The organism is Pseudothauera lacus (assembly GCF_003034845.1).
Taxonomy (GTDB): domain Bacteria; phylum Pseudomonadota; class Gammaproteobacteria; order Burkholderiales; family Rhodocyclaceae; genus Pseudothauera; species Pseudothauera lacus.
In genome coordinates this window covers 167,748-190,017 of sequence record NZ_PZKC01000002.1, presented here as the reverse complement: position 1 = coordinate 190,017, position 22,270 = coordinate 167,748, and the positions used below count along the sequence as shown (strand labels likewise).

At 66.6% G+C, this 22,270-nt stretch carries 18 protein-coding genes; 17 read left to right on the top strand and 1 reads right to left on the bottom strand.

Annotated features, from left to right (window positions below):
- Nucleotides 1–10: 10 nt before the first annotated feature.
- Complete coding sequence (locus C8261_RS02830; protein WP_107492148.1) at nt 11–568, bottom strand: hypoxanthine-guanine phosphoribosyltransferase; 558 nt, start codon at nt 566–568, stop codon at nt 11–13.
- 301 nt (nt 569–869) lie between these two features.
- On the opposite strand from C8261_RS02830, the gene C8261_RS02825 reads away from it, so the two are divergent.
- The 17 genes from C8261_RS02825 to C8261_RS02745 all read left to right on the top strand — a co-directional run bounded on the left by C8261_RS02825 (nt 870) and on the right by C8261_RS02745 (nt 22,252).
- On the top strand, nt 870–1,673 hold the full coding sequence (locus C8261_RS02825; RefSeq protein ID WP_107492147.1) for a type II secretion system protein: 804 nt from the start codon (nt 870–872) through the stop codon (nt 1,671–1,673).
- 26 nt (nt 1,674–1,699) lie between these two features.
- Nucleotides 1,700–2,557 (top strand): type II secretion system protein, encoded by an 858-nt coding sequence (locus tag C8261_RS02820; protein WP_107492146.1) that lies wholly within the window; start codon nt 1,700–1,702, stop codon nt 2,555–2,557.
- A complete protein-coding gene (locus tag C8261_RS02815) occupies nt 2,557–3,078 on the top strand; it encodes a hypothetical protein (protein ID WP_107492145.1) in 522 nt (173 codons plus the stop codon). The genes C8261_RS02820 and C8261_RS02815 overlap by 1 nt, the downstream gene beginning before the upstream one ends.
- Nucleotides 3,075–4,382, top strand: a complete 1,308-nt coding sequence (locus tag C8261_RS02810) for a hypothetical protein (protein WP_107492144.1) — start codon at nt 3,075–3,077, stop codon at nt 4,380–4,382. The genes C8261_RS02815 and C8261_RS02810 overlap by 4 nt, the downstream gene beginning before the upstream one ends.
- Nucleotides 4,382–4,912, top strand: a complete 531-nt coding sequence (locus C8261_RS02805) for a hypothetical protein (protein ID WP_107492143.1) — start codon at nt 4,382–4,384, stop codon at nt 4,910–4,912. Before C8261_RS02810 ends, C8261_RS02805 begins: the two co-directional genes overlap by 1 nt.
- A gap of 290 nt (nt 4,913–5,202) precedes the next feature.
- The gene (locus C8261_RS02800; protein WP_107492142.1) at nt 5,203–5,490 is read left to right on the top strand and encodes a hypothetical protein; all 288 of its coding nucleotides are present in this window, start codon (nt 5,203–5,205) and stop codon (nt 5,488–5,490) included.
- Nucleotides 5,487–6,230: a type II secretion system protein gene (locus tag C8261_RS02795; RefSeq protein WP_107492141.1), complete on the top strand. Its 744-nt coding sequence runs from the start codon at nt 5,487–5,489 to the stop codon at nt 6,228–6,230. Before C8261_RS02800 ends, C8261_RS02795 begins: the two co-directional genes overlap by 4 nt.
- A gap of 77 nt (nt 6,231–6,307) precedes the next feature.
- Entirely contained in the window at nt 6,308–7,981 is a 1,674-nt protein-coding gene (gene mshL, locus C8261_RS02790; protein ID WP_107492357.1) for a pilus (MSHA type) biogenesis protein MshL, read from the top strand.
- A 2-nt stretch (nt 7,982–7,983) separates the two neighbouring features.
- Nucleotides 7,984–8,865, top strand: a complete 882-nt coding sequence (locus C8261_RS02785) for a tetratricopeptide repeat protein (RefSeq protein ID WP_181358825.1) — start codon at nt 7,984–7,986, stop codon at nt 8,863–8,865.
- The gene (locus tag C8261_RS02780) at nt 8,865–10,334 is read left to right on the top strand and encodes an ExeA family protein (RefSeq protein ID WP_107492139.1); all 1,470 of its coding nucleotides are present in this window, start codon (nt 8,865–8,867) and stop codon (nt 10,332–10,334) included. The genes C8261_RS02785 and C8261_RS02780 overlap by 1 nt, the downstream gene beginning before the upstream one ends.
- A complete protein-coding gene (locus C8261_RS02775; protein WP_219905118.1) occupies nt 10,327–12,033 on the top strand; it encodes a GspE/PulE family protein in 1,707 nt (568 codons plus the stop codon). Before C8261_RS02780 ends, C8261_RS02775 begins: the two co-directional genes overlap by 8 nt.
- On the top strand, nt 12,030–13,277 hold the full coding sequence (locus tag C8261_RS02770; protein ID WP_107492138.1) for a type II secretion system F family protein: 1,248 nt from the start codon (nt 12,030–12,032) through the stop codon (nt 13,275–13,277). Before C8261_RS02775 ends, C8261_RS02770 begins: the two co-directional genes overlap by 4 nt.
- 12 nt (nt 13,278–13,289) lie before the next feature.
- Nucleotides 13,290–15,245 (top strand): hypothetical protein, encoded by a 1,956-nt coding sequence (locus C8261_RS02765; protein ID WP_107492137.1) that lies wholly within the window; start codon nt 13,290–13,292, stop codon nt 15,243–15,245.
- The gene (locus C8261_RS02760; RefSeq protein WP_107492136.1) at nt 15,242–16,381 is read left to right on the top strand and encodes a type II secretion system protein; all 1,140 of its coding nucleotides are present in this window, start codon (nt 15,242–15,244) and stop codon (nt 16,379–16,381) included. The genes C8261_RS02765 and C8261_RS02760 overlap by 4 nt, the downstream gene beginning before the upstream one ends.
- A 41-nt stretch (nt 16,382–16,422) precedes the next feature.
- A complete protein-coding gene (locus C8261_RS02755; protein ID WP_107492135.1) occupies nt 16,423–17,538 on the top strand; it encodes a hypothetical protein in 1,116 nt (371 codons plus the stop codon).
- A 22-nt stretch (nt 17,539–17,560) separates the two neighbouring features.
- Entirely contained in the window at nt 17,561–18,247 is a 687-nt protein-coding gene (locus tag C8261_RS02750; RefSeq protein ID WP_107492134.1) for a type II secretion system protein, read from the top strand.
- A gap of 255 nt (nt 18,248–18,502) precedes the next feature.
- Nucleotides 18,503–22,252 (top strand): AAA family ATPase, encoded by a 3,750-nt coding sequence (locus C8261_RS02745; protein WP_107492133.1) that lies wholly within the window; start codon nt 18,503–18,505, stop codon nt 22,250–22,252.
- Nucleotides 22,253–22,270: the final 18 nt, after the last annotated feature.

The window sequence follows — 22,270 nt, the reverse complement described above, 5'->3', positions numbered from 1 at the left end:
CCCTCCCTGTTTACAGGCCCTTGACGGCATAGATGCCGGGCGCGTTGCGCCAGTAGCCCTTGTAGTCCATGCCGCAACCGAACAGGAAGCGGTCGGCGATGTCGAGGCCGGTGAAATCGGCGCGCATGCCGGGATAGGCCTTGCGCTCGTGGAGCTTGTGCACCAGCACCGCGGAGAGCACCTCGCGCGCGCCCTCTTCACGCAGGTGCTCGATGATGGCGGCCAGGGTGTGGCCTTCGTCAAGGATGTCGTCGAGCACCAGCACGCTGCGGTTGCGCAGGTCCTGGGTGGGGCGCACCCGCCAGTCGAGCAGCGTGCCGCGGGTGGCGAGGCCATAGCGGGTGGCGTGCAGGTAGGCGGTTTCGAGCGGGAAGTCGAGCCGCGGAATGAGCTGCCCGGCAAGGATCAGGCCGCCATTCATCACCGTATACACCAGCGGGTTGCTGTCGCGCAGGCGGGCGCTGATGTCGGCTGCCATGCGCCCCAGCGCGGCCTCGACGGCGGCGGCGTCGGCGAGGCAGTCGGCCTCTTCACGGGTACGGATGATTTCCTGCAGATCTACCACCATCTCTGTTCCTGAATGTCTGGGGCGGTCCAACACCCTGCCAAACCGGCAAGTGTCCCGCACAACGGATGATAGCCGTCTATGCCGCGAAGGTCATGGCTGCAAGGCGGGCAGGACGAGTTACGGACGAATTACCCGTCGATGTGAAAAAAGTCGCACCAAGCCTGTTGTGCCCCCCGCCGCCACGCCTTTCTCTCACGTTTCTCTCACGATCGCTGGATATCGTCGGCACAACTACGGACAGAGTAGCTCGTGCGGCGACTCGCCGGGCTGACGGCATGAACCATTCAGAAGGTGAGAACAGATGAACAGACAGTCGAACAGGGCATCGCAGGGCGGCTTCACTTTGGTGGAAATGGCGGTTGTGCTGGTGATCATCGGCCTGATCCTGGGCGCAGTGATGATCGGCAAGGACGTCCAGCGCAATGCAGAGTACGCCAAGATCAAGCAGAAGTTCATTGATCAGTGGGTAGTGGCCTACAACACCCACGTCCAGCGCACCGGGGTAGCGCCGGGTGATAACCAGACCGCGCCGCAGCTGATGGTCAACGGCGCCAACTATGCTACGGCCTCTGGTGGCGACATGACCACGGCAACCGCCCCTGCAGCGATCTGCCGCGGTGGATCCGCGCGCATCGCTCGCGGCGCGCAGGAGACTACGGGCGGCGGCGGTGAGTTCGACCTGCGCGGCATCATGCAGCGCGCCGGCGTGCGCATGCCGCCAGGACGCGCCGAGGGCTCCGAAGACCGCTACGTCTATCTCGACAGCAACGGCAATCCGCAGGAACTCCAGGTGTGCTTTCAGTGGAACAACCCCGGGACGGCATCGGGCTCCGGCAACGTGATGGTCATCGCCGGCCTGACTCCCGACCTGGCACGCACACTCGACCAGATGATCGACGGCCAGGCCGACGAATGCGAAGGCCAGTTCCGCCGCGAAGGCGCGGCATGCGCCACCAGTGGCACCCCGAGCGCGCAGTGGGCCTTCAACAACACCATGGAAGCGGGCTTTACCGGCATCGACCCCAGCGGGAATCCGGTCAATGCGCGTAACCGCGACGAGGACCAGATCGTCACCGTCGTCGCCCACTACAAGATGAATCAGTAAGCGGGATTCAGCACAGGAGCATGAGCATGAACACGTCCATCCGTCGCACGGGCCGCACGCAAGGGGGCTTCACCCTCATCGAAATGGCCATCGTGCTGGTCATCATCGGCTTGATCCTGGGTGCGGTGGCAATCGGCAAGGATGTCCAGCGCAACGCCGAGTACCAGAAGGTCGCCAACAAGTTCGCCATGGGCTGGAAGAAGGCATACGACGAGCATTTTCAACGCGCTGGCGTGGTGCTGGGTGATGTACAGACCTCGCCCACCTACATGGTGAACGGAGGGGCGGCCACCATCGGTGGTGCCACCACCGGCGCTGGCGGCAACCTCGACGGCGCCCTGCCGGGCATCCCGGAGAGCTTCGCCAATACCGGCCTGCGTATCTGCAACGGCCAGGGTTATGCCCTCAGCACCGTGGGCGCCGGTGATCCCGCTCTCTCTCAACAGAACCTGCGTGCATTGATGCAGCGCATCGGGGTCCGCATGCCCCCCGGCCGCGGCGAGGGGCGTGAAGACCGCTACCTTTACCAGGACAGCAACGGCAACGCGGTGGAACTGCAGGTGTGCTTCCAGTGGAATCCGCCGGGAACCATCTCCGGTGCTGGCAACGTGCTGGTACTGCGCGGCCTGACTCCGGACCTGGCACGCTATCTCGACCAGCTCATCGACGGCAAGCCCGACGCACTCGAAGGTCGCTTCCGTCAGCAGAACAGCGCCGGCAACGACGCCGAGAACACTCGCCAGCGCCCTGGCTCGGAATGGCTGGGCAACAACACCTACGCCCAGGCCGAGGCCGCCGCCAACGCCACCGGGACGGGCAGCGGGCGCAACCGCGATGAGGATCGCGTGCAATTGCTGACCGCGCACTGGGTGATGGACCAGTAATGATGCCCGCCGATACTTCACCGCTGCCGAGTTCCGCCGGGCTGGCCGTCCGGCGCCGTACCCGCCTGGCCGGCTGCGCGTTGGCCGCACTGGTGCTGGGCGGCGGACTGCTGACCTTTGCGGACGGCCGCAACCGTGCCCAGCATGCCGAGCGCGCCCACATCGAAGCCGAGGCCGCCCTGGCCCAGGCGCAGGACCGTCTGCAACTGGCAGAGCGCCAGGTGATGCTGGCCGAGACAGGTTCCGCACTGCGCATCCGCATGCAGTCGCTGGGCCTCACCCCGGCGCACTGGGCCGAGCGGCGGATGGCGATCCGCGACCAGAGCCTGCCACGCGAGGATGCCAACGAGGTACTGCTCGGCACCAGCCAGGGGCGCGGACGCCTGTTCGTCGCGGAAGCCTTCGAACTGTCGGTGACGCGCTTCGACGAAGGCCTGTTCCACGCTCCGGAGAGCGGCGCCAACCCACTGCGCATGTCGCTGCGCGGCACCGTGCTGTTCCGCGCAGGAGAGCCACAATGAAGACCGCCCTGCCCGTATTCCACCTCGACAACCGCTGGCTGATGCTCGACGGCGGGGCCTTGCGCGAACTCGGCGCATTTCCTGAGCCCGCTGCGCCAGCTGTCGTGATCAGTGATTTTGGCGCAGCGCATAGTGGCGCCCTGGCCCTGGAGGGGCAGCCCGCCGCAGCCGAAGCCCTGATCGAGAAGCGCCTGCGCACCGAAGGTATTGTGGACGGCGAGAACAAGGTCGTGCTGTGCCACCGCCTAGCCCTCGGGCGCGGCTTCAAGGCCTTGTATACGGCGGTGCCAATGAACGAGTGGCAACGGCTGCTGGCCTGGAGTGAGCGCCAGCCCGATCACTGTCTGGTTCTCCCCCTGCTGGCGGTGATGCGCCGCCTGGGCAGCGAAAAGCAGGCGGTGGCCATTCGTCACGGTCTCCTTTTTCGCTATGTGCACTGCGGGCGCGACTCGATCATCCATGCGGAGACGCGGGCCTACAGCGAAAGCGCGGAGGATCTCCAGGCCGCCGCAGCCGCACTGGGGCGCCACGTCAGCGATGCGATGCACACCTCCGGGGAGATCCCCGAGACTCTGTGGTTAAGTACCCTCTGCCGCGACGAGAGCGCCGAGGCCGCGCTGGTTGCGAGCTTTGCGCTGAGCGCGGGGGCTCGCGCCCACCTCGCAGCGCTGCACGCGCTCAGCTCGGACACCGGCAAGCTGCTCTCCGCACTGCCAACGATGGCGGCAGCGGCACGCGTCAGCGACAGCACCTCCTTGTTTGTGCCGCGCCTGCTCGCACACGCCGAGCAACTTCTACCATGGGCTAGCGCCGCCGCCCTGGTGGCCGGCGCGATCCTGCTTGCCAGCGGCATCGGTACCCATCTCCAGGCTCGCAGCGCCAGCGCGCAGGCCGAGTCCCTGCTCGCCCAGGAAGCGGCCCTGGTCCTGCGCGCCGAGCAGGTCGAGCGCCAGTTGCTGACGCTGGGCCCACAGCCGCTGGGCGATCTGCAGTTCCTCGAACGCTTGAGTCGCACCCGCCAGCAGGAGGACGTGGTTGCCTTGCTGCGCGACCTGTCTGCCGCCGCGGGCAGCGGCGTGCGCATTCTGCGCGTGCGTTTCGACGACCCAAGCAGTGGAATCGTCCTGGAAGGCGCCACCGACAACGGCATGCGCGGTGGCGATCAACTGGCCCGCTTCGTCTCCCGCCTGCGTCAAGGCGGCTTTGAGGTCCAGGCTCTGGACCCGGCCAGTGGCAGCCAGGCTTCAGGCGTTTTTTCCTACCGCCTGACCCGGACCGAGCACGCCTATGGAGGACGCACCTGATGAAATACCTGCCTTTGGGGGGGCTGTTCGCGCTCTGCGCCGTCGCGGCGCTCGGCGCTTCCATGATCCCCGCTGCCGCCCCCGCGTTCGCTCCTCCTGCCGCGGCAGAGCTGCACACACGGCTGCGCGCCACCGATGCCGAACTGGCCCGGTTGAGGGCCTTGCAGGCCGAACTTGAGCCGATTGCCGCCAGCCTCAACCGTTACAGTCCGCCGCTGACGACGCTGGTGGCGAGCCGACCGCCTGCAAGCACGGCGTCAACACAGCCTGTGGCAGGCGGTACGCTTGCATTCGGCCCCTCGGACATCCCGCAGGAGCGCCAACTGAGCCTCATCTACGCAGGCGACGGCTTTCTGCGCGCGGTCATAGACGGCAACTACGTGCGCCGCGGCGATACCTTGCCTGACGGCGGGCGCATCACTCACATCGGCCGTAACACCGTAATCGTGCACGATGCACACGGACGCCAGACCTTGAGCGTGCCCGATCCGCGGCCCGCCTCCGCGCCCCGGCAAGGGGGGATGCGCTGATGAACCGCATCACTCCCTGGATCCTCGCCGGAGCGCTGGGTGTCGGTCTTGGCGCGGGCGCGGTCTGGTTCCTGCGCCCTGTGCAGCCCGTTGCCGACACTGCGTCACGCCCGGCGACCGCAACGGTACCGCGCCCTGCGGAGACGGTGACCGCACCGGCTGTGCCACAGCAACAACCTGCGGAAGCGCCGCCACCGTGGATGGCCGGTGCCGGCACAGCCCCCGCATCCGCGAGCGCGAGCGGCACATCTGCATCGGCACCCGCACTTGCCGAGGTTCAGCAAAAGCTCATGACGCTGATCAACAGCGGCAAGCCGCCCGAGATCGCTGAGGTGGATGCCCTGCTTGGCGAGCTGCAGCAAGCCCACGGCGGCACTGTCGTTGGCGGCGTGGACATAAGCGTGTTGCGCGGCAACCTCGCTCTTGCCGGCGAAATGCAGGCGCTTGCCATGGAAATCGAGCAACTCTCCCGTCAGCCGGGCGGAGCCGACAGCGCCGCCCTGCAACGCAAGCTCGACCGCCTGCAGGCGCTGCAGGCGCAGATGCGTTTCGACTTCATGGCGCCGGCCCAGCGATGAAAGCGCTCCGGCACCGGGCTCGCGGCTTCACACTCACCGAACTGGCCATCGTGCTGGTGGTGATTGGCATGCTGGCCGGCGCAACAGCAGGCGCCTTTGCCCTGCGCGCGGATCAGCGCGGTGATGCCACCGCAAGCGCATTGCAGATCGAAGCGGCGGTGGTGGCGTTTGCCCGGCTGCAGCACCGCCTGCCATGCCCGGACACCAGCGCCAATGGACGCGAAGGTGACGCTGCAGGAGATTGCCCTGACGGTGTCGAGACTGGCTGGGTGCCCTACGAAGCGCTGGGACTGGCCAACCCGTCTACACAGTCGCGCGCCCGCTATCTGGTGTATCGCAACGTCGCGGTCGATGCCGACCTCGTCGTTCTGGCGGAGCGCACGGGCGACCTGGCGCCGTCCAACGGGCACCGCTCGCGCAATGACCTGCTCGCCGCACTTGGCAACGCCGCCAACCAGCCCGTCGGCGCGACCCACGTCCACGTCACCGGCAACGACGGTCTGGAAGGTGCCGCCGACTGCGCCTCCAACCGGCGCTACCACCCTGCATTTGCCGTGGTGATTCCGGGCGAGGACCGCAACGGCAACGGCAGCCCCTTCGACGCCAACCACGCCGCCCTGCCCAGCAGCGGGGCATGCATTGCCTCACCGAACCGCGCGGCAAGCACCGCTTACGACGACCATGTGCTTGCACATGGCCTGGCAACCCTGGCCGGTCTCCTGCTCGCAGGCGGTCATTGAACTTTAACGGTCGAGATCGAGATCCTATGAACAACGAAATTCGCTCCCCTGCGCACGGGCACGTCCATCAGGGCGGCATGCGCAAACTGCTGCTTCTCTGCCTGGCAGCCTCGGTGCTCAGCGGCTGCGCGGCCAAGGGACCCAGGCAGAGCGTCCAGAACATGGGCGAGGTCGACCGTGAGACGCTCGAACAAATGAGCCGCCAGGTCGCCGAAGAGTCGCGCAAGCTGGCCGCCAATCACGACCAACTGCGCGAACGCGTCGAACGCGTGCAGCCCTTGCCGGCGCTCGCCCCGCTCCCGCCGGCCTACGATGCCCTGGAAAACCGCGTGGTGTCGATCCGCATGTACGAGGCCGACGTCGGCCAGTTGCTGTGGACCATGGCCGATCAACTGGGCATGAACCTGCTGATGGACCCTCAGGTCGTCGCCATCAACAAGCGCGCCAACCTGCACCTCAACAACGTTTCCGCGCGCGAGGTGTTCCGCAGCATCCTCGATGTCTTCGACCTGCATGGCGAAGTCCGTGGCAGCACCCTCCAGGTCGGGCTGATGCAGGAGCAGGTTTTCGACCTCGATTTCCTCAACACCCGCATGAGCGTCAACATCGCTTCGGGGGGCAACGTCTTCGGCTCCAATCAAAGCAGCGGCGGCGGCGGGGGTGGAGGCGCGGACGCGCTGCGCGGCAACTTCTCCCTGGATGGACGTTCGGGCGACGACACCGGCGTGTTCCAGCAGCTCGAAATAGCGCTTGAACGCATCATCGGCGACGGCAGCGAAGGAAGTACGGGTACGCCTCGCAACCCGGAACTGAGCCCGCGCTACGCCCTCAACCCGACCACCGGCACGCTCTACGTGAGGGCGCGTCCATCACAAGTGCGCTCGGTGGAGCGCATCGTGCAGCGCTACAAGAGCGTCCTTGGCCGGCAGGTGCTGATCGAAGCACAGTTGCTCGACGTCGAGCTCGCCGACGGCTTCGAGTTCGGCGTGGACTGGAACCTGCTGCGCCGCTCGGTTGCCGCGACCTTCGGCAGCGGCTCCATCGAGCTCGGCAACATGACGGCGCCTGCCTTCCCCAACAACTCGCGCCTGCCGCTGCCGCAGCAGATCACCCTGCCCTCGCTATCGGCCGGCGGCAGCAATAGCGGCAGTGCCGGCGGCATCCTGCTGGGCAACGATTCCTTTGCGATGGCCATCAACATGCTGCGCAGCTTCGGTGCGGTGAGGGTGCTCTCCAACCCCAGCATCCGCGCACGCAACGGTACTCCGGCGATGCTCAGCGTAGGTACCAACACGCGCTATGTGTCGCGCTCGACGGTCACCGTCACCAACCCCGGCGGCGGGGCAACGACCGCCTCCGCCGACGTTGAGACCGACGCGCTGTTCGCCGGCGTCGTGGTCGGCGTGGTGCCCTTCATTCGCGAGGACGGCACTGTCGAGCTGCTGGTCCATCCGATGCAGACCGATGTCGAGCCCGGCAGTCTGGCGCTCGTCGAAGTCGCCAAGACCACCGACGGCAGCAGCAAGGTGACCCTCCCGGTGGTCAACTTCAAGGGCATGACCACCACCCTGAGCGTACGCGACGGTGACACGGTGCTGCTTGGCGGACTCATCGATCAGCAAACGAGTGCGCGCAACCGCGGCATTCCCGGGGCAGCCGACGTGCCCGGGCTGGGCAAACTGTTCGGCCAGGAGAGCGATTCGCACAAGAGCCGCGAGATGATCATGATCCTGCGGGTGCATGTGCTATGAGCATGATCTACTCTGCCTTGCGCGAAATCGACAAACCTGCGGGGAAGGTCGATGCAGCAGCCGTCGCCACGCCACCACGGCGACGCTTCGCTGCGCCTGCGCTCTTCGGCGTGGCTCTGGCGGGCGCCGCCGGAGCGGCCGCCTGGGCGCTGCTCGACAATGGCGACGCCGCCGTCACGGCAGCCGTGACACCCCCACCCGCTTTAGCGGCAGGCGCATTTCCGGCATCGGTCGCAGTACCCGCCCCGCTCGACATTGCGGAAGCGCCCGCGACGATGGCCATGGCCCCTGCTGATCAACCGGCAGTCCTGGCACCGCCAGCTGCCGCACTGCCGACACCGGCCATCTCCCCCCTGGTCACTCCGGATGCGGCACCCCCTGCAGCGGAACCGGCGGCACCGGAGGCGCCGCCTCAGCCGGCGGAGGCCAGCCCCCGCGCCAGTATCCCGGCGGTTTTCGTACGGCCGACCGCAGCGGCGCCGACCCCCGCGGCGAGAACGGCAGTGGTCGACAACAGCGCACAGGAAGCGCGCATTGCCGCGGGCGTGGCTGAGTTCAACGCCGCGATGGGGCGTGAGGAGCTCGGCGCCGCTGCCGAGGCACTGGCCCGGCTGGGCCGCGAGCTGCGCCCCGAGAGCATCACCCTGCTGCGCCTGCGCGCCTGGCATGCGATGGCCGCCGGTGACGCCGGGCAGGCCCGCCTGCTGTATGGCGAGATCCTGCACCGCCTGCCCGGCGACGAGAACGCCGGCGTCAATGCGGCCATTCTGGCGTGGGACGCGGGCCGTCACGACGATGCGCGCGCGATCATCGAAGGCTTGCGCGTCCGTAACCCGGACTCCGAGCTGCTCCGTCACTACCGACAGGCGATGCAGAGGCAGTAATGGCGCTGCGACCACCCGCTGCCCACCTCCAGCTGCTGGGGCTGAGCCGCCATCCGTTCCCGACCACTCCGGATGCGGAGGCCTACTTTCACACCGACCTGCTCGAAGGCGAGCTGGCCGAGGCCGTGCATTGCGTGCTCGAACGCAAGGGCTTCGTGGTCGTCACCGGAGAGGTCGGTCTGGGCAAGAGCACATTGGCCAGACGCATGATCGCCACCCTTGAAGCGCAGGGATGTGCCGTTGCACTGGTGCTCAACACCTTCCTGCGCGAACGCGAGTTGCTGCGCGAGATCAACCGCGACCTGGGGCTGCCTGGCAGCGACGACTTCGGCGCCAACCTAGCAGGACTGAATGCCTTCCTGCTGGCGCGCCAGCAGGAAGGCCACACCACGGCCATTCTCATCGACGACGCCCAGAACCTCTGCATGGAAAGCCTGGAGCTGGTGCGCCTGCTGACCAATCTGGAAACAGGCCAGGAGAAGCTCGTGCAGATCGTGTTGATCGCCCAGCCGGAGTTGGTCGACACGCTTGAGCGGCGAGAGATTCGCCAGCTCACCAGCCGTATCGTCAAGCACGTGCGACTGCAACCTCTGGGGCCTCAGGAGGCGATGCGATACGTCGACCACCGCCTCAGCTTTGCCGGCGCTGCGGGGCGCATCACAGTGACCGAGGCCGCGCACCACTGCCTTTTCCAGCACACCCGCGGCAACCCCCGGCGCATGCACATCGTGCTTGACCGCTGCCTGTACGGACTGGTGGCTCGGCACGTACGTACCGTCGATGCCGCACTGGTCAGCGCGGCAGCGCGCGAATCGGGCCTGCAGGAAGGGCATCTGGCCCCCTTGCGCGCGTCCGCGGGCTGGCGACGCAAGGCCGCATATGCCGCACTGGCGGCCTCTGCGGTGACCGCCCTTGGCGCCACGGCGCTCGCGCCCGGGCACGAAATGGCTGCCGACACGCCGCCATCGAGCAGCGCGGCAAGTACGGCCTCTGCACCGGACGAACGCCTGCCGCCCTGCCTGCAGGCCAGGCTCGATCAGTCGTGGCGTAAGGCGGGAGGCCCGCTCGCTGCCGTCGACCTTGCCAGCGCGCTTGCCGCAGCCGATCCAGCCGTCGACCTGCTGGTCTTGCCACCGACGCTGGCAGCAGGTGCGCAGGACGACCCTGCCGTGTGCCTGGTCGACGAACGTCACGCGCTGTGGACGCACGACTGGCCCGAGGATCGGCCCCTCACTTACGGCAAGCGCAGTGATGGGGCGCTGCGCCTGCAGCGCGCACTCGCCACGCTGGGTCATTACCACGGCGAGCTGGACGGCGTCATCGGCATTCAGACCAGCCGCGCCATTGCCAGCTTTCAAACCGCCGACGGCCTGCCGCCGACCGGCTTTGCCGATCCCGCGACGCTTTACATGCTGACCCGTGCGGCAAAACGACATTTCACCAGCAAGCTGGATCAACAGAATGGATAGCCCGACTTCTCCCGCCCCGGCCCTGCGGTCGTCCGCCAACCCGGCCAGCCGTCTCGGCGACCTGTTGCGCGATGCAGGCCTGCTCAGTCCCGTACAGCTGGCCTATGCGCTGCAGAAGCAGGCTGTCGAAGGGCAGCGCCTGGGCAGTCTGCTGGTGCAGCATGGACTGGCCCTGGAGTACGACGTTGCCAAGGTTCTGGCGGAGCAGCGCCACACTGAATTCGTCCATGCGGATGACCTCCCCGCTCCCGATCCGGCAGTGCTCGCGCTGTTCAACAACGAGCTTTGCCTGAGCCGCGGTTTCCTGCCGCTGCAGCGTTCCAGCCGCGGCATTCAGGTGCTGCTCGGCGACGGCGATCCGGTTGCCATCGCCGAGCTCGTCAACCAGCGCTGCGGCCTGCCCTGCCACTTCGTTCAGGGAGAGTTCACCCGCGTCGCACAGCTCACCAGGCAGAGCTATTACTTCGCGCAGAACCCGGTCGAAGATCTGATCCGCCGCGAAGTGAAGGTGCTCGGCGAGGACATCGACCACGCCTACAGTCCGGAACGCCTGCTCGACCTGCTCCTCCACTTGGCGGTGCGCGAACGCGCCACCGATGTCCACATCACGCCGTCGGCCACCAGCCTCCACGTCCTGCTGCGCATCGACGGGGTGTTACGGCCAATGCTGGCCATGCCCGCGATGCTCGCACGCACCATGGTGTTCGTGAAGCTTACCGCTGAGATGGACATCTCCGAGCAGCGCCGCCCGCAGGACGGCAGCTTTCAGACCACCGTGCTCGACATGCCCTATACCGTGCGCGTGTCGACGATCGTCACCGAGCACGGCGAGCGCATGGTGCTGCGCCTGCTGCCCGAGCGCAGCGACCTCACCGGCCTGGCCCAGCTCGGCTTCCGTGTCGAGGACGTGAGCATTCTCAAACGCGTCTTCGATCGTCCGGCGGGCCTGGTGCTGGTCACCGGCCCCACCGGATCGGGCAAGAGCACAACCCTGCACGCCGCGCTGCGCCTGCAGTCACTCATCGAACGCAACGTCCTGACGGTGGAGGACCCGATCGAGTACCGCGTCCCGGGTGCTGGGCAGACGGAGGTCAACAGGCGTGCCGGTTATGAGTTCGGTACCGCTCTGCGCCACTTCCTGCGCCATGACCCGGACGTGATGCTGATCGGCGAGATCCGCGACGGCGAAACTGCTCAGGCGGCAATCGAGTCGGCAGCGACCGGCCACCTGGTGCTGTCCACCCTGCACGTTTCCAGCGTTTTCGGCGTCGTCCCGCGCCTGCGCCCACTCGGACTGGACGCCCAGTCGATTGCCGATAACCTGGTCGCGGTAATCAACCAACGTCTGGTACGGCGCAACTGCCCGGTGTGCAGCACCGCGGCGGCTCCCGACGCGGCGACCGCCGCCTGGCTCGCCGATTACCCCGATGCCACACCGAAACGCGGCCGCGGCTGCGACACCTGCCGCGGCACCGGCTATCTCGGGCGCCTGCCGGCCTACGAGATCCTGCTCGTCGAACAGGCGATGGCACACGCCATCGCCGATGGCTGCGGGCGTGAAGCCATTCATCGCCTTGCCTTCGAAAACGGCTTCCGTCCGATGATCGAGATGGCCAGGTGGATGGTTGCACAGGGCCGCACGACACCCGAAGAAGTGCGCCGGGTAGTGGGCGAGGGACCGCACGGAGAGCATACGTGAACACTTACTACTACCGCGTTCTGAACGATGAAGGTCGTGTGCGCAGCGGCCTTCTGCGCCTGGCGGTGGAGCGCGACTTCTCTGCCCGCCTGTGGCTGGAGCGGCGGCACGGCGGGGTGGTGCTGGCACTCCATCGCCTGCCCGGATTTCTCGGCGACGTGCGCGGCGGCCTCCTTCGCCAACCGCTGCGCCCGGAGGACCTGGGCGGATTCCTGCGCGACCTTGCCATCATGAGCAGGGCTGGCGTGCCAATGCTCGAAGCACTGACGGCAATCACCGAGGAGAGCCGCTTCGCCGGGCAGAAGCGCATTGCCGGCATTGCCCGTGCCCTGCTCGACGACCTCGACGCCGGCGCCTCGGTGAGCGAGGCCTTCAATCGCCATCCCGATCTCTTCCCGGAAACGGTGCGCAACCTCATCACCATCGGCGACGAAACGGGCGCCATGGATCGCATGCTGATGGAAGCCGCCGATCATATCGAGCGCCTCGGTACCATGTCGCGCGATGCCAAACGCGCACTGATCTACCCTGCTTTCGTGTTCTCGGCCATCATCGGCGCCGCGCTGTTCTGGATCCTCTACGTCATTCCGCATCTGAGCGGCCTGTTCCTGCAGATGCGGGTGGAGTTGCCGCCCATCACCGTGGCGGTGATGGCACTCTCGGAGTGGTTGAGCAGCCATCTCTCCCTTGCGCTGTGGTTGACCGTGGGCCTTGCAATCCTGATCTGGCTGGCGATCCGGGAGAGCGGACGCTTCCGCCATAGCCTGTTCGCCCTCGCCCATCGCCTGCCGATAGCCCGGGTGATCGTCCGCTCCTCAGGCATGGCCTTCATCACCGAGCACCTGGCACTGCTGATCGCCGCCGGCCTCGACATGGTGCGCAGCCTGGCGGTACTCGAACGCTCCATCGGTGACGAGTTCTACCGCCGCAAGATCACCGAGGTGAAACGCGTTGTCGAGCGCGGCGAGCGGCTGGCGGCGGCAATGCGCCAGGTGGGTGACTTCCCGGCGATGGCGGTGCGGATGATCTCGGTAGGTGAGGAGACCGGCTCACTGGACGCCCAGTTGCGCCATCTTGCTGGCGAGTACCGTGCCCGCCTCGACCATGTCATCGAATCCCTCGCCGAGATCATCAAGCCAGCGGTGATCCTCTTCGCCGGGGCAATCTTCCTGCTCATGGTGGTCGCCCTGCTGCTGCCGGTGTACGACCTCGTACGCCAGGCGGTCACCGCGCCGATGATGTGAGGGGCAACCCAGATGATCAACGCGACCCACCCCTTAGCACCTCTGTCAGCCAGGAAGCGCCAGAGCGGCCTCACCCTGTGGGACACCCTGCTGCTGCTCGGGGCCGTGGCAGGACTGCTGGTCGCCGGCTTCGTGATCAACGAGGCATCGCAGGCCCTGCGCCGCGCCGACGACAACCGCGCCCTCCTCGAATGGGCAGACCATCGTGTCATCGCCTTTGCCGCCACCCGCGGCCGCCTGCCCTGCCCGGACGTGGACGGTGACGGGGTGGAGGACTGCGCGGGCGGGGCGCAGAAGGGCTGGCTGCCGGTCAGTACCGTCGGATTAGCCGACAGCGCCCCGGTCCTCGGTCCGATCCGGCTGCGTTACGCCGTCTATCGGCAGGGCGGAGAACTCGACCAAGGGGACGGCCCTAGCAACACCTTCGAGCCGATCTCCGGCAATGACACGGGAGCTCTCGTCTCACGGCGCGCGCTGGGCAACATCAGCGGAGTGGATTTCTGCTTCCGTCTTGCCTCGGCACTCAACGCCGACAGCACCGCCGCTGCCGCACATGTGCTGAGCACGGGACAGCCTGCCAATGTTGCCTATGCGCTCGCCGCCAGCGGCGCCGGGCGAGGGCTGAGCGGCAGCTTCGGGGGCAGCAATGCGGACGCCAGCCCTGCCATGGAGCTCCCCGCGCGCACGCCCGACGACGACTATGGCGACACCGTGCGCATACGCACCCTCGGTGAACTGTCCGATGCACTGGGCTGCGCCGCCGCGATGGCGTCACTGAACGGACTGTCGCTGATGGTGGAAGTGGTTGACGAAGTGGATAGCATGAAGGCTGCCACCACCCGGAGCGCTGCCATCGGCGCGGCAATGGCCGGGGTGAAGATTGGCGTGCTGATCGTCAAGGCCGCACTGTCGGGCTATCTGATCGCCACCGCCATTGCCACCCTGGCCACCGCATCGGCAGCGCTCACCGCAGCAATCGCCTCATGCGTGGTGCTGGTCGGCTGCGCCGCCATTCCCGCACTCACGGCTGCCGTCTTCTCGGCAGGTCTGGCAATCGGCTTTGGCGCCACTGCGCTGGCACTCAACCTTGTCGCGATCGTACCGATGACCGTCGCTCTGGGCCTCTCCATTGCGGCCGCGGTTCGTGCGGGCGCAGAAGTCGATTCCACCGGCATCGATCTGGGGGCCGCACTTGACGACCTGCGCGCCCAACGCGACCAGGCCCGTGCGGATGCAACCGCCGCGCGCAACGAGGCCAATGCTGCGAGCGAACAGGCCAACGCCTTGTGGGAAACACAGAATTCCCGTTACAACGAGCTCATTTCATTTGCCAATGGCATTGAAGACGAGGCACTCAGGAACTCCGTCCGCACGCTCATCGACACCTCCACTGCACGGGCACGTGAGTTGGTCGAAGCCGAACTGCAGCAGGGTCTCGCCGAGGGGCGCTACCAAGCGGCAAACAACGAGTACAACAGCAAGAGAGCGTTCGCAGAGGAGGCCCGCGCGCGCGCCAATGACGACCCTGGCGACACCGCCAAGAGCGACGCTGCGAGCCGTCTCGAACGGGAGCGTGACACCGCACTGGAGGCACGCAACATCGCCTACACCAGTTGGCAGAACGCCATCACGGCGACCAACAATGCCCGCGGTGCAACCAATGCCGCGATCACTGCAGCCAACGCTGTCATCCCCAGCCTGGGATCGGTGATTCACAGCCACTACTACGATGCCTACCGCGACGCACGCGGTGCTCAGTACCTGGCCAACGAACGCAGTGCCAACGCGAATGCGCTGGAGCAGGCCGCACAGCAGATGGCAGAGGCCTACGATCAGGTCGCTGCGGCAATAGCCAACCCAGATGGCACCAGCGGCGGCGGCACGGCAATCTGGAGTGGCGCACTGAACGTCCTGCGTGCAGCAGACCAACGTGGTACCGGACCCCTCAGACTCCTTGTCTCACCATGACCCACCATCACCTCCAGACATCATCTGCGCTCCGCAGGCACCCCCATTCCGGTTTCTCGCTGATCGAGATGGCGGTGGTCCTGGCCATCATCGGCACCATCGGCCTCGGCGTATGGCGGTTGTTACCGCTGATCGGCGATGCGGCCGTCAACAGCGGTGCGGCACACACCCAGCTCGAACGCGCCGAACTCGCCCTCACTGGTTTTGCACGGCTGCACGGAAGACTGCCCTGCCCGGATGTCAACGGCGACGGCGTGGAGGAGTGTGGCACTACCGAACAAGTGGGCTGGCTGCCCGTGCGCACCCTGGGCATCGTCCTGCCGGATCGCCTGCGCTATGGAGTCAGTCGCCAGACCGCGGGGGCCGGAGACCTCGCCGCTGCGGTGGCGCGCCACACTCCGCGCTGGCCCGATGGCACCACCGGCACCATCGTCAACGGCCTGGATTTCTGCGCCGGCCTGCGCAGCGCCGCGCGAGAACCGGGCGCAGCGGCAATCAGTTTCAGCAGCGGCGCGCCGCTGGCCTTCGCCGTGGCCCACCCGGGCAGCCTCGATGCCGACAACGACGGCAACCTCTTCGACGGTGACAACCGCAGCGCCTCGACTTTTACCGATCCAACGCTGGCGCACTCGCCCATTTACGATGACCACACCCGTGGCCTCGGTTTCACCACCCTGGCGGCGCGCCTGGGGTGCGTCGAGAAACTCGCCGCCGCGCACGCAGCACATCGCACCGCCTGGGCAGACCACGACCACTACCAGGTGGCGCTGGCATACGAGACGTTTCGCGCCTTCGGTGTGGAGGTTCGCAGCATGAATCGCGAGATGGCAATTGCCGACGTCACCGTCGCGTCCATCGACCTGGTAATGGCTACCGCCACCTCGCTGACCGCTATCTCAGTTTCCATCAGCGCCGTTGGCTCAGCCGCACCTGCGGCGGCTGCCGCTGTGATTGCGGTCGGCGCCGCCACTACCAACACTGTTTTCGCGGGGATCAGCCTGGACAACGCCATCGAAGCGCTGGCAAAAGCCAGCAGCCAGCATAGCGCGGCAACCGCCTATCGCCAGCGGGCGGCCCTGCAGGCCGCTGCCTCGCTGGCGCGCGCGCGCCGACTCGACCATGGAGGGCTGCAATGAAACATCGCCAGAGAGGTTTGACACTCGTTGAGCTGGCAGTAATGCTGGCCGTCATCGGTGTCTTCGCACTTCTGGCCGTGCAGCTCTCTGCCCGGCAGGTGGCCGACCGCGACCGCGAGAGCGCCGAACGCGCGCTCGGCGAGGCCCACGCGGCCGTGCTTGGCTTCATTTTCGCGCATGACCGCCTGCCCTGCCCGGATACCACCGGCGACGGCAATGAGAACTGCGGTACGGAGGTCGGCCGCCTGCCCTGGCGGGCCGTCGGCATGACGGCAGGAAGCGGAGGCGAATTGCGTTACGGTGTTTATCACGGCGCGGTGAGTCTGAGCACACCAACACCGCGGCAGAGCACGTTGACCTTGCATGGCAGCGCACTGCTGGCGAGCTATCTGCCACCCATCGCCAGCGGACGCGGCCTCGATCTCTGCGCGGCCCTGCGCGCGGCCAGCCTGGCGCCCGATGCAAACCGTTTGCGGGTGCGGCACAGCAATGGCAACACCGCGCCGGTGGCCTTCGCACTGGCCCACAGCATGCACCGGGATGGCGACGGCGACGGCAACCCCTTCGACGGCATCCACGGTGCAGCCGATGCCATTTTCGAGGCCCCGACACGCGCCCTCGACGCCAGCTACAGCGACCGCGTGGTGGCGGCGGACTTCGACGTCCTGTGGGGAAGACTGTCCTGCAGCGAAACCGTTGCCAGCGCTGCCCACGCCCACCCCAACCACGCTGCATCGGCGGCGATGCTGGCGCAAAGCTGGGTCGACTACGCTACCCAGCTCGACATCCTGCACGACGTCGCCAAAGCCAAGATGGCCAGCGCAGCGGCCGCCCCGCTGATCGCCGCAGGCGGTGCCGCCAAGAGCTCCGGTGACATGACCAACAAGATCGCCCAGACCCTGATCAGCCTGGGTACCCTGGGCCCAGCGCTGATCACCGCCGCATCCTTGGCGGCGATTTCCAACGCGGCGGCAATTGTGGCTTCGTTCGGCAGCCCGATTGCCGCCGGAATCGCGCTTGCCGAGGCCGAACGCGTCGCAGGTGAAGCGCAGACCTACCTGGCTCCTGCCGCAGCACTGCGCGACAGCATCCGCACCAACGCCACTGCAGTACACGCAGCCGGCCTGTTCGACCAGCCCGTCGGGCTCATTCCCTGATTGCCTTCCTGACTATCGCCCCATGAACTCCAGCCACTTTCGCCGATCTCCCCAGACCACCCGCCATGGCGGCTTCACCCTGGTCGAACTCTCCGTCGTGCTGGTGATCATCGGCATCATTCTCGCAGCGGTCACGATCGGCCGTGACGTGCAGCGTGGAGCTGCCAACCAGCGCCTCGCCACAGAGTTCGTCCAGGGCTGGGCACTGGCCTATGACACCTATTTCAACGGCACCGGCCAGGTACCCGGCGACCCCGCTGCCGATCCCACCGGACTGGTGAATGGTGCCCTCGACACGCCACTGTGCGGACTTGCCCTGCGTGGCGCGATGCAGGCTGCAGGCATCACCCTGCCGAACGGTCGCGCCGAAGGCAGCGAGGATCTCGCCGTCTATCTCGATGCTGCCGGCAATCCCCGGCAGTTGCAGGTTTGCCTGACAGCGCGGCAGTGGTCCGAGCCCGCCGCAACGCCGGGCAGCTACCTCGTGCGCAATCGCAACGTGATGGAGCTCATCGGCCTTACCCCGGCACTGGCCAGCATGCTCGACAACCAGTTCGACGGACGCATCGATGCCCGCTTCGGGCGCCTGCGCGAAGATGCCCATGCAGCCTCCGTGGCGGCGGCAAGCCAGCCCTGGAGCGCCGCTCAGCCGGGCACTGACGAAGCCCAGGCCCCACTGATGACCGGCTATCTGCGCCTGTCGCGCTGATCGATCGACAGGCTGCAGGGCGCGCCTGTACGGGGCATTCGGCTTTCGACGCTTCCTCTGCGCGGATGGGAAGTTCTGCCGGCATGGGTAATGGTTCGCGCTCTGGGCAAAAAACCAGCGGATGGATTGCTTTGCGCTGACCTATAATCGGCAGCCGCTTTGCAGATTTTTACCTTCTCCGCCGCAGTGACGGTCGGGAGCGCACCTTCCCGGCCCAAGGGCCCGATACCTCTCCAGCGACAGATCCCCGCATTCATGAGCCCTGCTGAGCACAACGCCGCACCATCTCAGCAGTTGCGCATCCAGCTCTTGGGGCCCGCCCGCATTCGCCGGGGCGAACACGACCTCGGCCCGACAATGAAGTACCGCCGGACGCTGGCCCTGCTGGCTTACCTGGCTATCGAAAACAGGGCGGCACACAGCCGCGAGCACCTCGCCGATCTCCTCTGGCCGCAGCTGCCAGCAGATGCGGGCAAGGCCAACCTGCGCCAGGTGCTCGGCAATCTGGGCCACTTGCTGTCAACCGCCGGAGTGCGCTCGCCGGGCCTGCAGGTCACCCGCCACAGCGTGGCACTGGACCAGCATCCGGCACTGTGGATCGATGTACATCTCCTCGATGCGGCCCCCGTTCAGATCTGCCGCAAATGCATCGGTTCGCAGTGCTCCCTTAATCCCGACGAGCGCAGTCTCACCGACGGCCTGGGGCAGGAGTTGCTTGCTGGCTTTTCCCTGCCAGGTTGCGAGGCCTTCGCTGAATGGCTCGATCGGCAACGCAGCTTCTTCCGCCAGCGCAGCATCGACGCCCTCCATCGCCTCGCCGACTGCTCACTGGAAGCGGGGCGCATGGACGACGCGCTTGATCTCGGCCGCCGCCTGGAAACTCTGGATCCGCTGGATGAACTCAATCAGCGTCGCCTGATGCGGGCCTATGCACAGCACGGCCTACGCGAACGCGCCCTCCGCCAGTTCGAGACCTTCGCGAGCCTGATGCAGCGTGAACTCGGCGTGCCACCGGACACTGAAACAGCCCTGCTGCAGAAGAGCATAGCCGAAGGCACGCTGAGGGCAGCGCGTGCCGATGAACGCCCTCTTGCATCGGCGCCAAGCCAACACCACCCAGGCACGGATGAATACCGCAGCCTTGCCGTGCTGTGCTGCGAGTGCATTGCGCCGTGTGCGGATCCGGAAGATGGTGTTTTGCACCACCGCAACCTCCGCAGGGATGTGATTGAATGCCTCACCGCGTACGGCGGCCATGCGGTCAGCGCCCCCGGGCAGAGCCTGATCGCCTACTTTGGCTGGCCGGTCGCGCGTGATTCGGCACCCGCCGACGCCGTTCGCGCAGCCCTCGCGTTACACCGCCGCTTTGGCGCGCAGGCGCAGGTGCGGATCGGGCTGCACTGGGGACGGACGATCAGCGGTGAAACGCCGGATGAGCTCGGCGAACTGAGTGAGACAGCCAGTCAGTTGCGCCTCCTTGCCCTTGGCGGCGATACCGTGATCAGCGAGCACATGACCGCAGTCACCGGCGAGCGCTTCTCTTACCAGCCGCTGAACGCCACCCACAGCGGCGCAGTCTATCGCGTGACCGGCATCACACCGTCGCCGGTCAGCGCCGACCGGTCCATCATGCTCGGGCGCGGCGCAGAGATGACCCATCTGCTCGCGCACTGGAGCGAAACCAAGGCCGGCAATGGCCGCACGGTGGTCATCAGCGGCGAAGCCGGAATTGGCAAGTCGACACTGTTGGCGCATTTTTTTCGCCACGCACTCAGCAATGGCGGAGCACTGCGCGCATTCATCTGCCGCCCGGAGTTGCGCCTTTCTCCGCTCGCCCCCCTTGGAGGCATGATCGAGGAACGCAGCGGAATTGGCCCGGATGATCCTCGCGCAGCGCGTCGCCAGAAGTTGCTCGACTACCTTCAGCGCGAGTGGCCCGACAAGGTGGGGACGGCCTTTCCGCTGATTGTCGACCTGATCGACTGCGACGGCGAGGCGATGCACAACAAGGAGGCCTTGTTTCGCCTGCTCATAGAGATGTTCAACGACCTCAGCAGCCAGCAGCCTGTGGTGCTGGCGCTGGAGGATGCACACTGGGCGGATGCAACCACGCTGGAACTGATTGATCGACTGGCGCTCGCCAGACTGCCCATCATGACCCTCGTCGCCACCCGCGAGGAGCTCCCGGTACGTGGACACGTCTCCCAAGCCTCCTGCATCCGCCTTGGCCCGCTCGACGATGGCCTCGCACACACGCTCCTGCAGGCATTGCCGGCGACCGCGGCGCTCGACGCCCAAGCTCGCGATGAGCTGATTCGGCGGGCAGGAGGCATCCCGCTTTACCTGCACGAACTGGCAACACTGGCTGGAGAACGAGGCCATGATGGTGCCTTCGAGGACATTCCATACACCCTTCAGGCCGTCCTGCGCGAACGTATCGACCGCATCGGTGCCGACGCACACGTCCTGCGCGCAGCAGCAGTGCTCGGTCAGCGCTTTGAGATCGACATCCTCGCAGAAGCTCTGGGCAACCACGCCGACCTCTCCCCTGCGCTTGAACGCCTGGAGCACAACCAGCTGCTGGTCGCGGAGGGTGACGGCAATTACCGCTTCACCCACGCGCTGATACGCGACGCCGCCTACCAGTCGATGACCCGCGTTCGCCGCACCGCGTTGCACCTGCGCGTTGCCACTGTGCTCACTGCCGTGTTTCCAGGCGTCGCCGAGAAACGACCAGAAGTTGTGGCCTGGCAAGCCACCTCCGGGGGCGATCTCCGCCAGGGCCTGTTCTGGTGGGACAAGGCCGGACGACTCGCCGCTCGCAGGCAAGCTGCCACCGACGCCGTCGCGCACTATCGTAACGCCTTGCAGATCGCCGAGAGCCACCCGGAACTGACCTCTACCGCAACAACGATGGCGTTGATGTTCGATCTCGGCGACGCCCTCATCCTCTCCGAGGGCTTTGGCTCACTTACCGCCCGCAAGCTCATGGAGCGCGCACTCGACATCGCTGTCCGCAGTGACGACAGCACCGGCCGCTTCATGGCGCTCGCGCGCCTCTACCAGAGCGACAGTTCCCACTGCGAACACGCCCGCGGCCTCGAAACCGCTCAACTACTGCATGACAGTGCCACCAACAACAGCGAGCGCATGTTCGCGCTCTTCGCCCTGGGCAATTCCAACTTCTGGCGGGGCAACTTCGCGACCAGCCGCGACGCCTTGGTCCGCCTGCATCAACTCGCCGAGCGCGCACCCGCAACAGAGCGCAACTGGTTCGGCGGGCGCTCATGGCACGGCGGCGACGACGTCGCCGTGACCGGTCAGTCCTTTCTCGGCCTTACGCTGTGGTTTCTCGGTGAGCAGACGGAGGCCACAAGCACCCTCGCCAACGCACGCCGTCTCGGCGCCGCTTGCGGCAATGAGCATTCGCACTGCTTTGCACTCTCCTTCTCGGCACTCTTCGAGCGCTTTCGCGGTAACCCTACCGGTGCGGAGCGCTATGCGCGGATGGTCCGTTCACTGGCTGAACGCTACGGCTTCACGCTGTGGATCGGCGTCGGCACCTTGATCGAGGCCTGGGCACAGGTCCACCAAGGCGCCCTCGCCGGCAGCGCTCTCGAACAAGGCAGCGCCACCGTCCATGAGGCCTACCGCGGCGGTGGCGTCACCGTGTTGTCGATATGCGCCGAAGCGCAACTTGCCATGGGGCATCCCCAACAAGCCCTGACCCTGATTGAGCGTGCCTTGCTGACTGCCGAAGAGCTCGCCGAGCAGTATTACGTTGCCGAACTCCTGCGTCTGCGTGCAGAAGCGCTGCTGCTGATACATGGCGACAAGCAGTGCGCAACGGCGCGCGCCTGGCTCGACCAGGCCCTGGAACTGGCCAGCCGTCAACACGCCCAGCCGCTCATCGAACGCATCCTCGCCAACCAGCAGCGCCTGAACTGCAATGATGCACAGGGCAGGCTGCAAGACGCACACGACGCCATCGCCGACGCAGGGTAGACTTGCGCCATTTGCGCC

Bases quoted from the DNA above. Each gene is read 5' to 3' on its own strand.
- C8261_RS02830 (WP_107492148.1), bottom strand. From the start codon at position 568: ATGGTGGTAGATCTGCAGGAAATCATCCGTACCCGTGAAGAGGCCGAC.
- C8261_RS02825 (WP_107492147.1), top strand. From the start codon at position 870: ATGAACAGACAGTCGAACAGGGCATCGCAGGGCGGCTTCACTTTGGTG.
- C8261_RS02820 (WP_107492146.1), top strand. From the start codon at position 1,700: ATGAACACGTCCATCCGTCGCACGGGCCGCACGCAAGGGGGCTTCACC.
- C8261_RS02815 (WP_107492145.1), top strand. From the start codon at position 2,557: ATGATGCCCGCCGATACTTCACCGCTGCCGAGTTCCGCCGGGCTGGCC.
- C8261_RS02810 (WP_107492144.1), top strand. From the start codon at position 3,075: ATGAAGACCGCCCTGCCCGTATTCCACCTCGACAACCGCTGGCTGATG.
- C8261_RS02805 (WP_107492143.1), top strand. From the start codon at position 4,382: ATGAAATACCTGCCTTTGGGGGGGCTGTTCGCGCTCTGCGCCGTCGCG.
- C8261_RS02800 (WP_107492142.1), top strand. From the start codon at position 5,203: ATGACGCTGATCAACAGCGGCAAGCCGCCCGAGATCGCTGAGGTGGAT.
- C8261_RS02795 (WP_107492141.1), top strand. From the start codon at position 5,487: ATGAAAGCGCTCCGGCACCGGGCTCGCGGCTTCACACTCACCGAACTG.
- mshL (WP_107492357.1), top strand. From the start codon at position 6,308: ATGCGCAAACTGCTGCTTCTCTGCCTGGCAGCCTCGGTGCTCAGCGGC.
- C8261_RS02785 (WP_181358825.1), top strand. From the start codon at position 7,984: ATGATCTACTCTGCCTTGCGCGAAATCGACAAACCTGCGGGGAAGGTC.
- C8261_RS02780 (WP_107492139.1), top strand. From the start codon at position 8,865: ATGGCGCTGCGACCACCCGCTGCCCACCTCCAGCTGCTGGGGCTGAGC.
- C8261_RS02775 (WP_219905118.1), top strand. From the start codon at position 10,327: ATGGATAGCCCGACTTCTCCCGCCCCGGCCCTGCGGTCGTCCGCCAAC.
- C8261_RS02765 (WP_107492137.1), top strand. From the start codon at position 13,290: ATGATCAACGCGACCCACCCCTTAGCACCTCTGTCAGCCAGGAAGCGC.
- C8261_RS02760 (WP_107492136.1), top strand. From the start codon at position 15,242: ATGACCCACCATCACCTCCAGACATCATCTGCGCTCCGCAGGCACCCC.
- C8261_RS02755 (WP_107492135.1), top strand. From the start codon at position 16,423: ATGCTGGCCGTCATCGGTGTCTTCGCACTTCTGGCCGTGCAGCTCTCT.
- C8261_RS02750 (WP_107492134.1), top strand. From the start codon at position 17,561: ATGAACTCCAGCCACTTTCGCCGATCTCCCCAGACCACCCGCCATGGC.
- C8261_RS02745 (WP_107492133.1), top strand. From the start codon at position 18,503: ATGAGCCCTGCTGAGCACAACGCCGCACCATCTCAGCAGTTGCGCATC.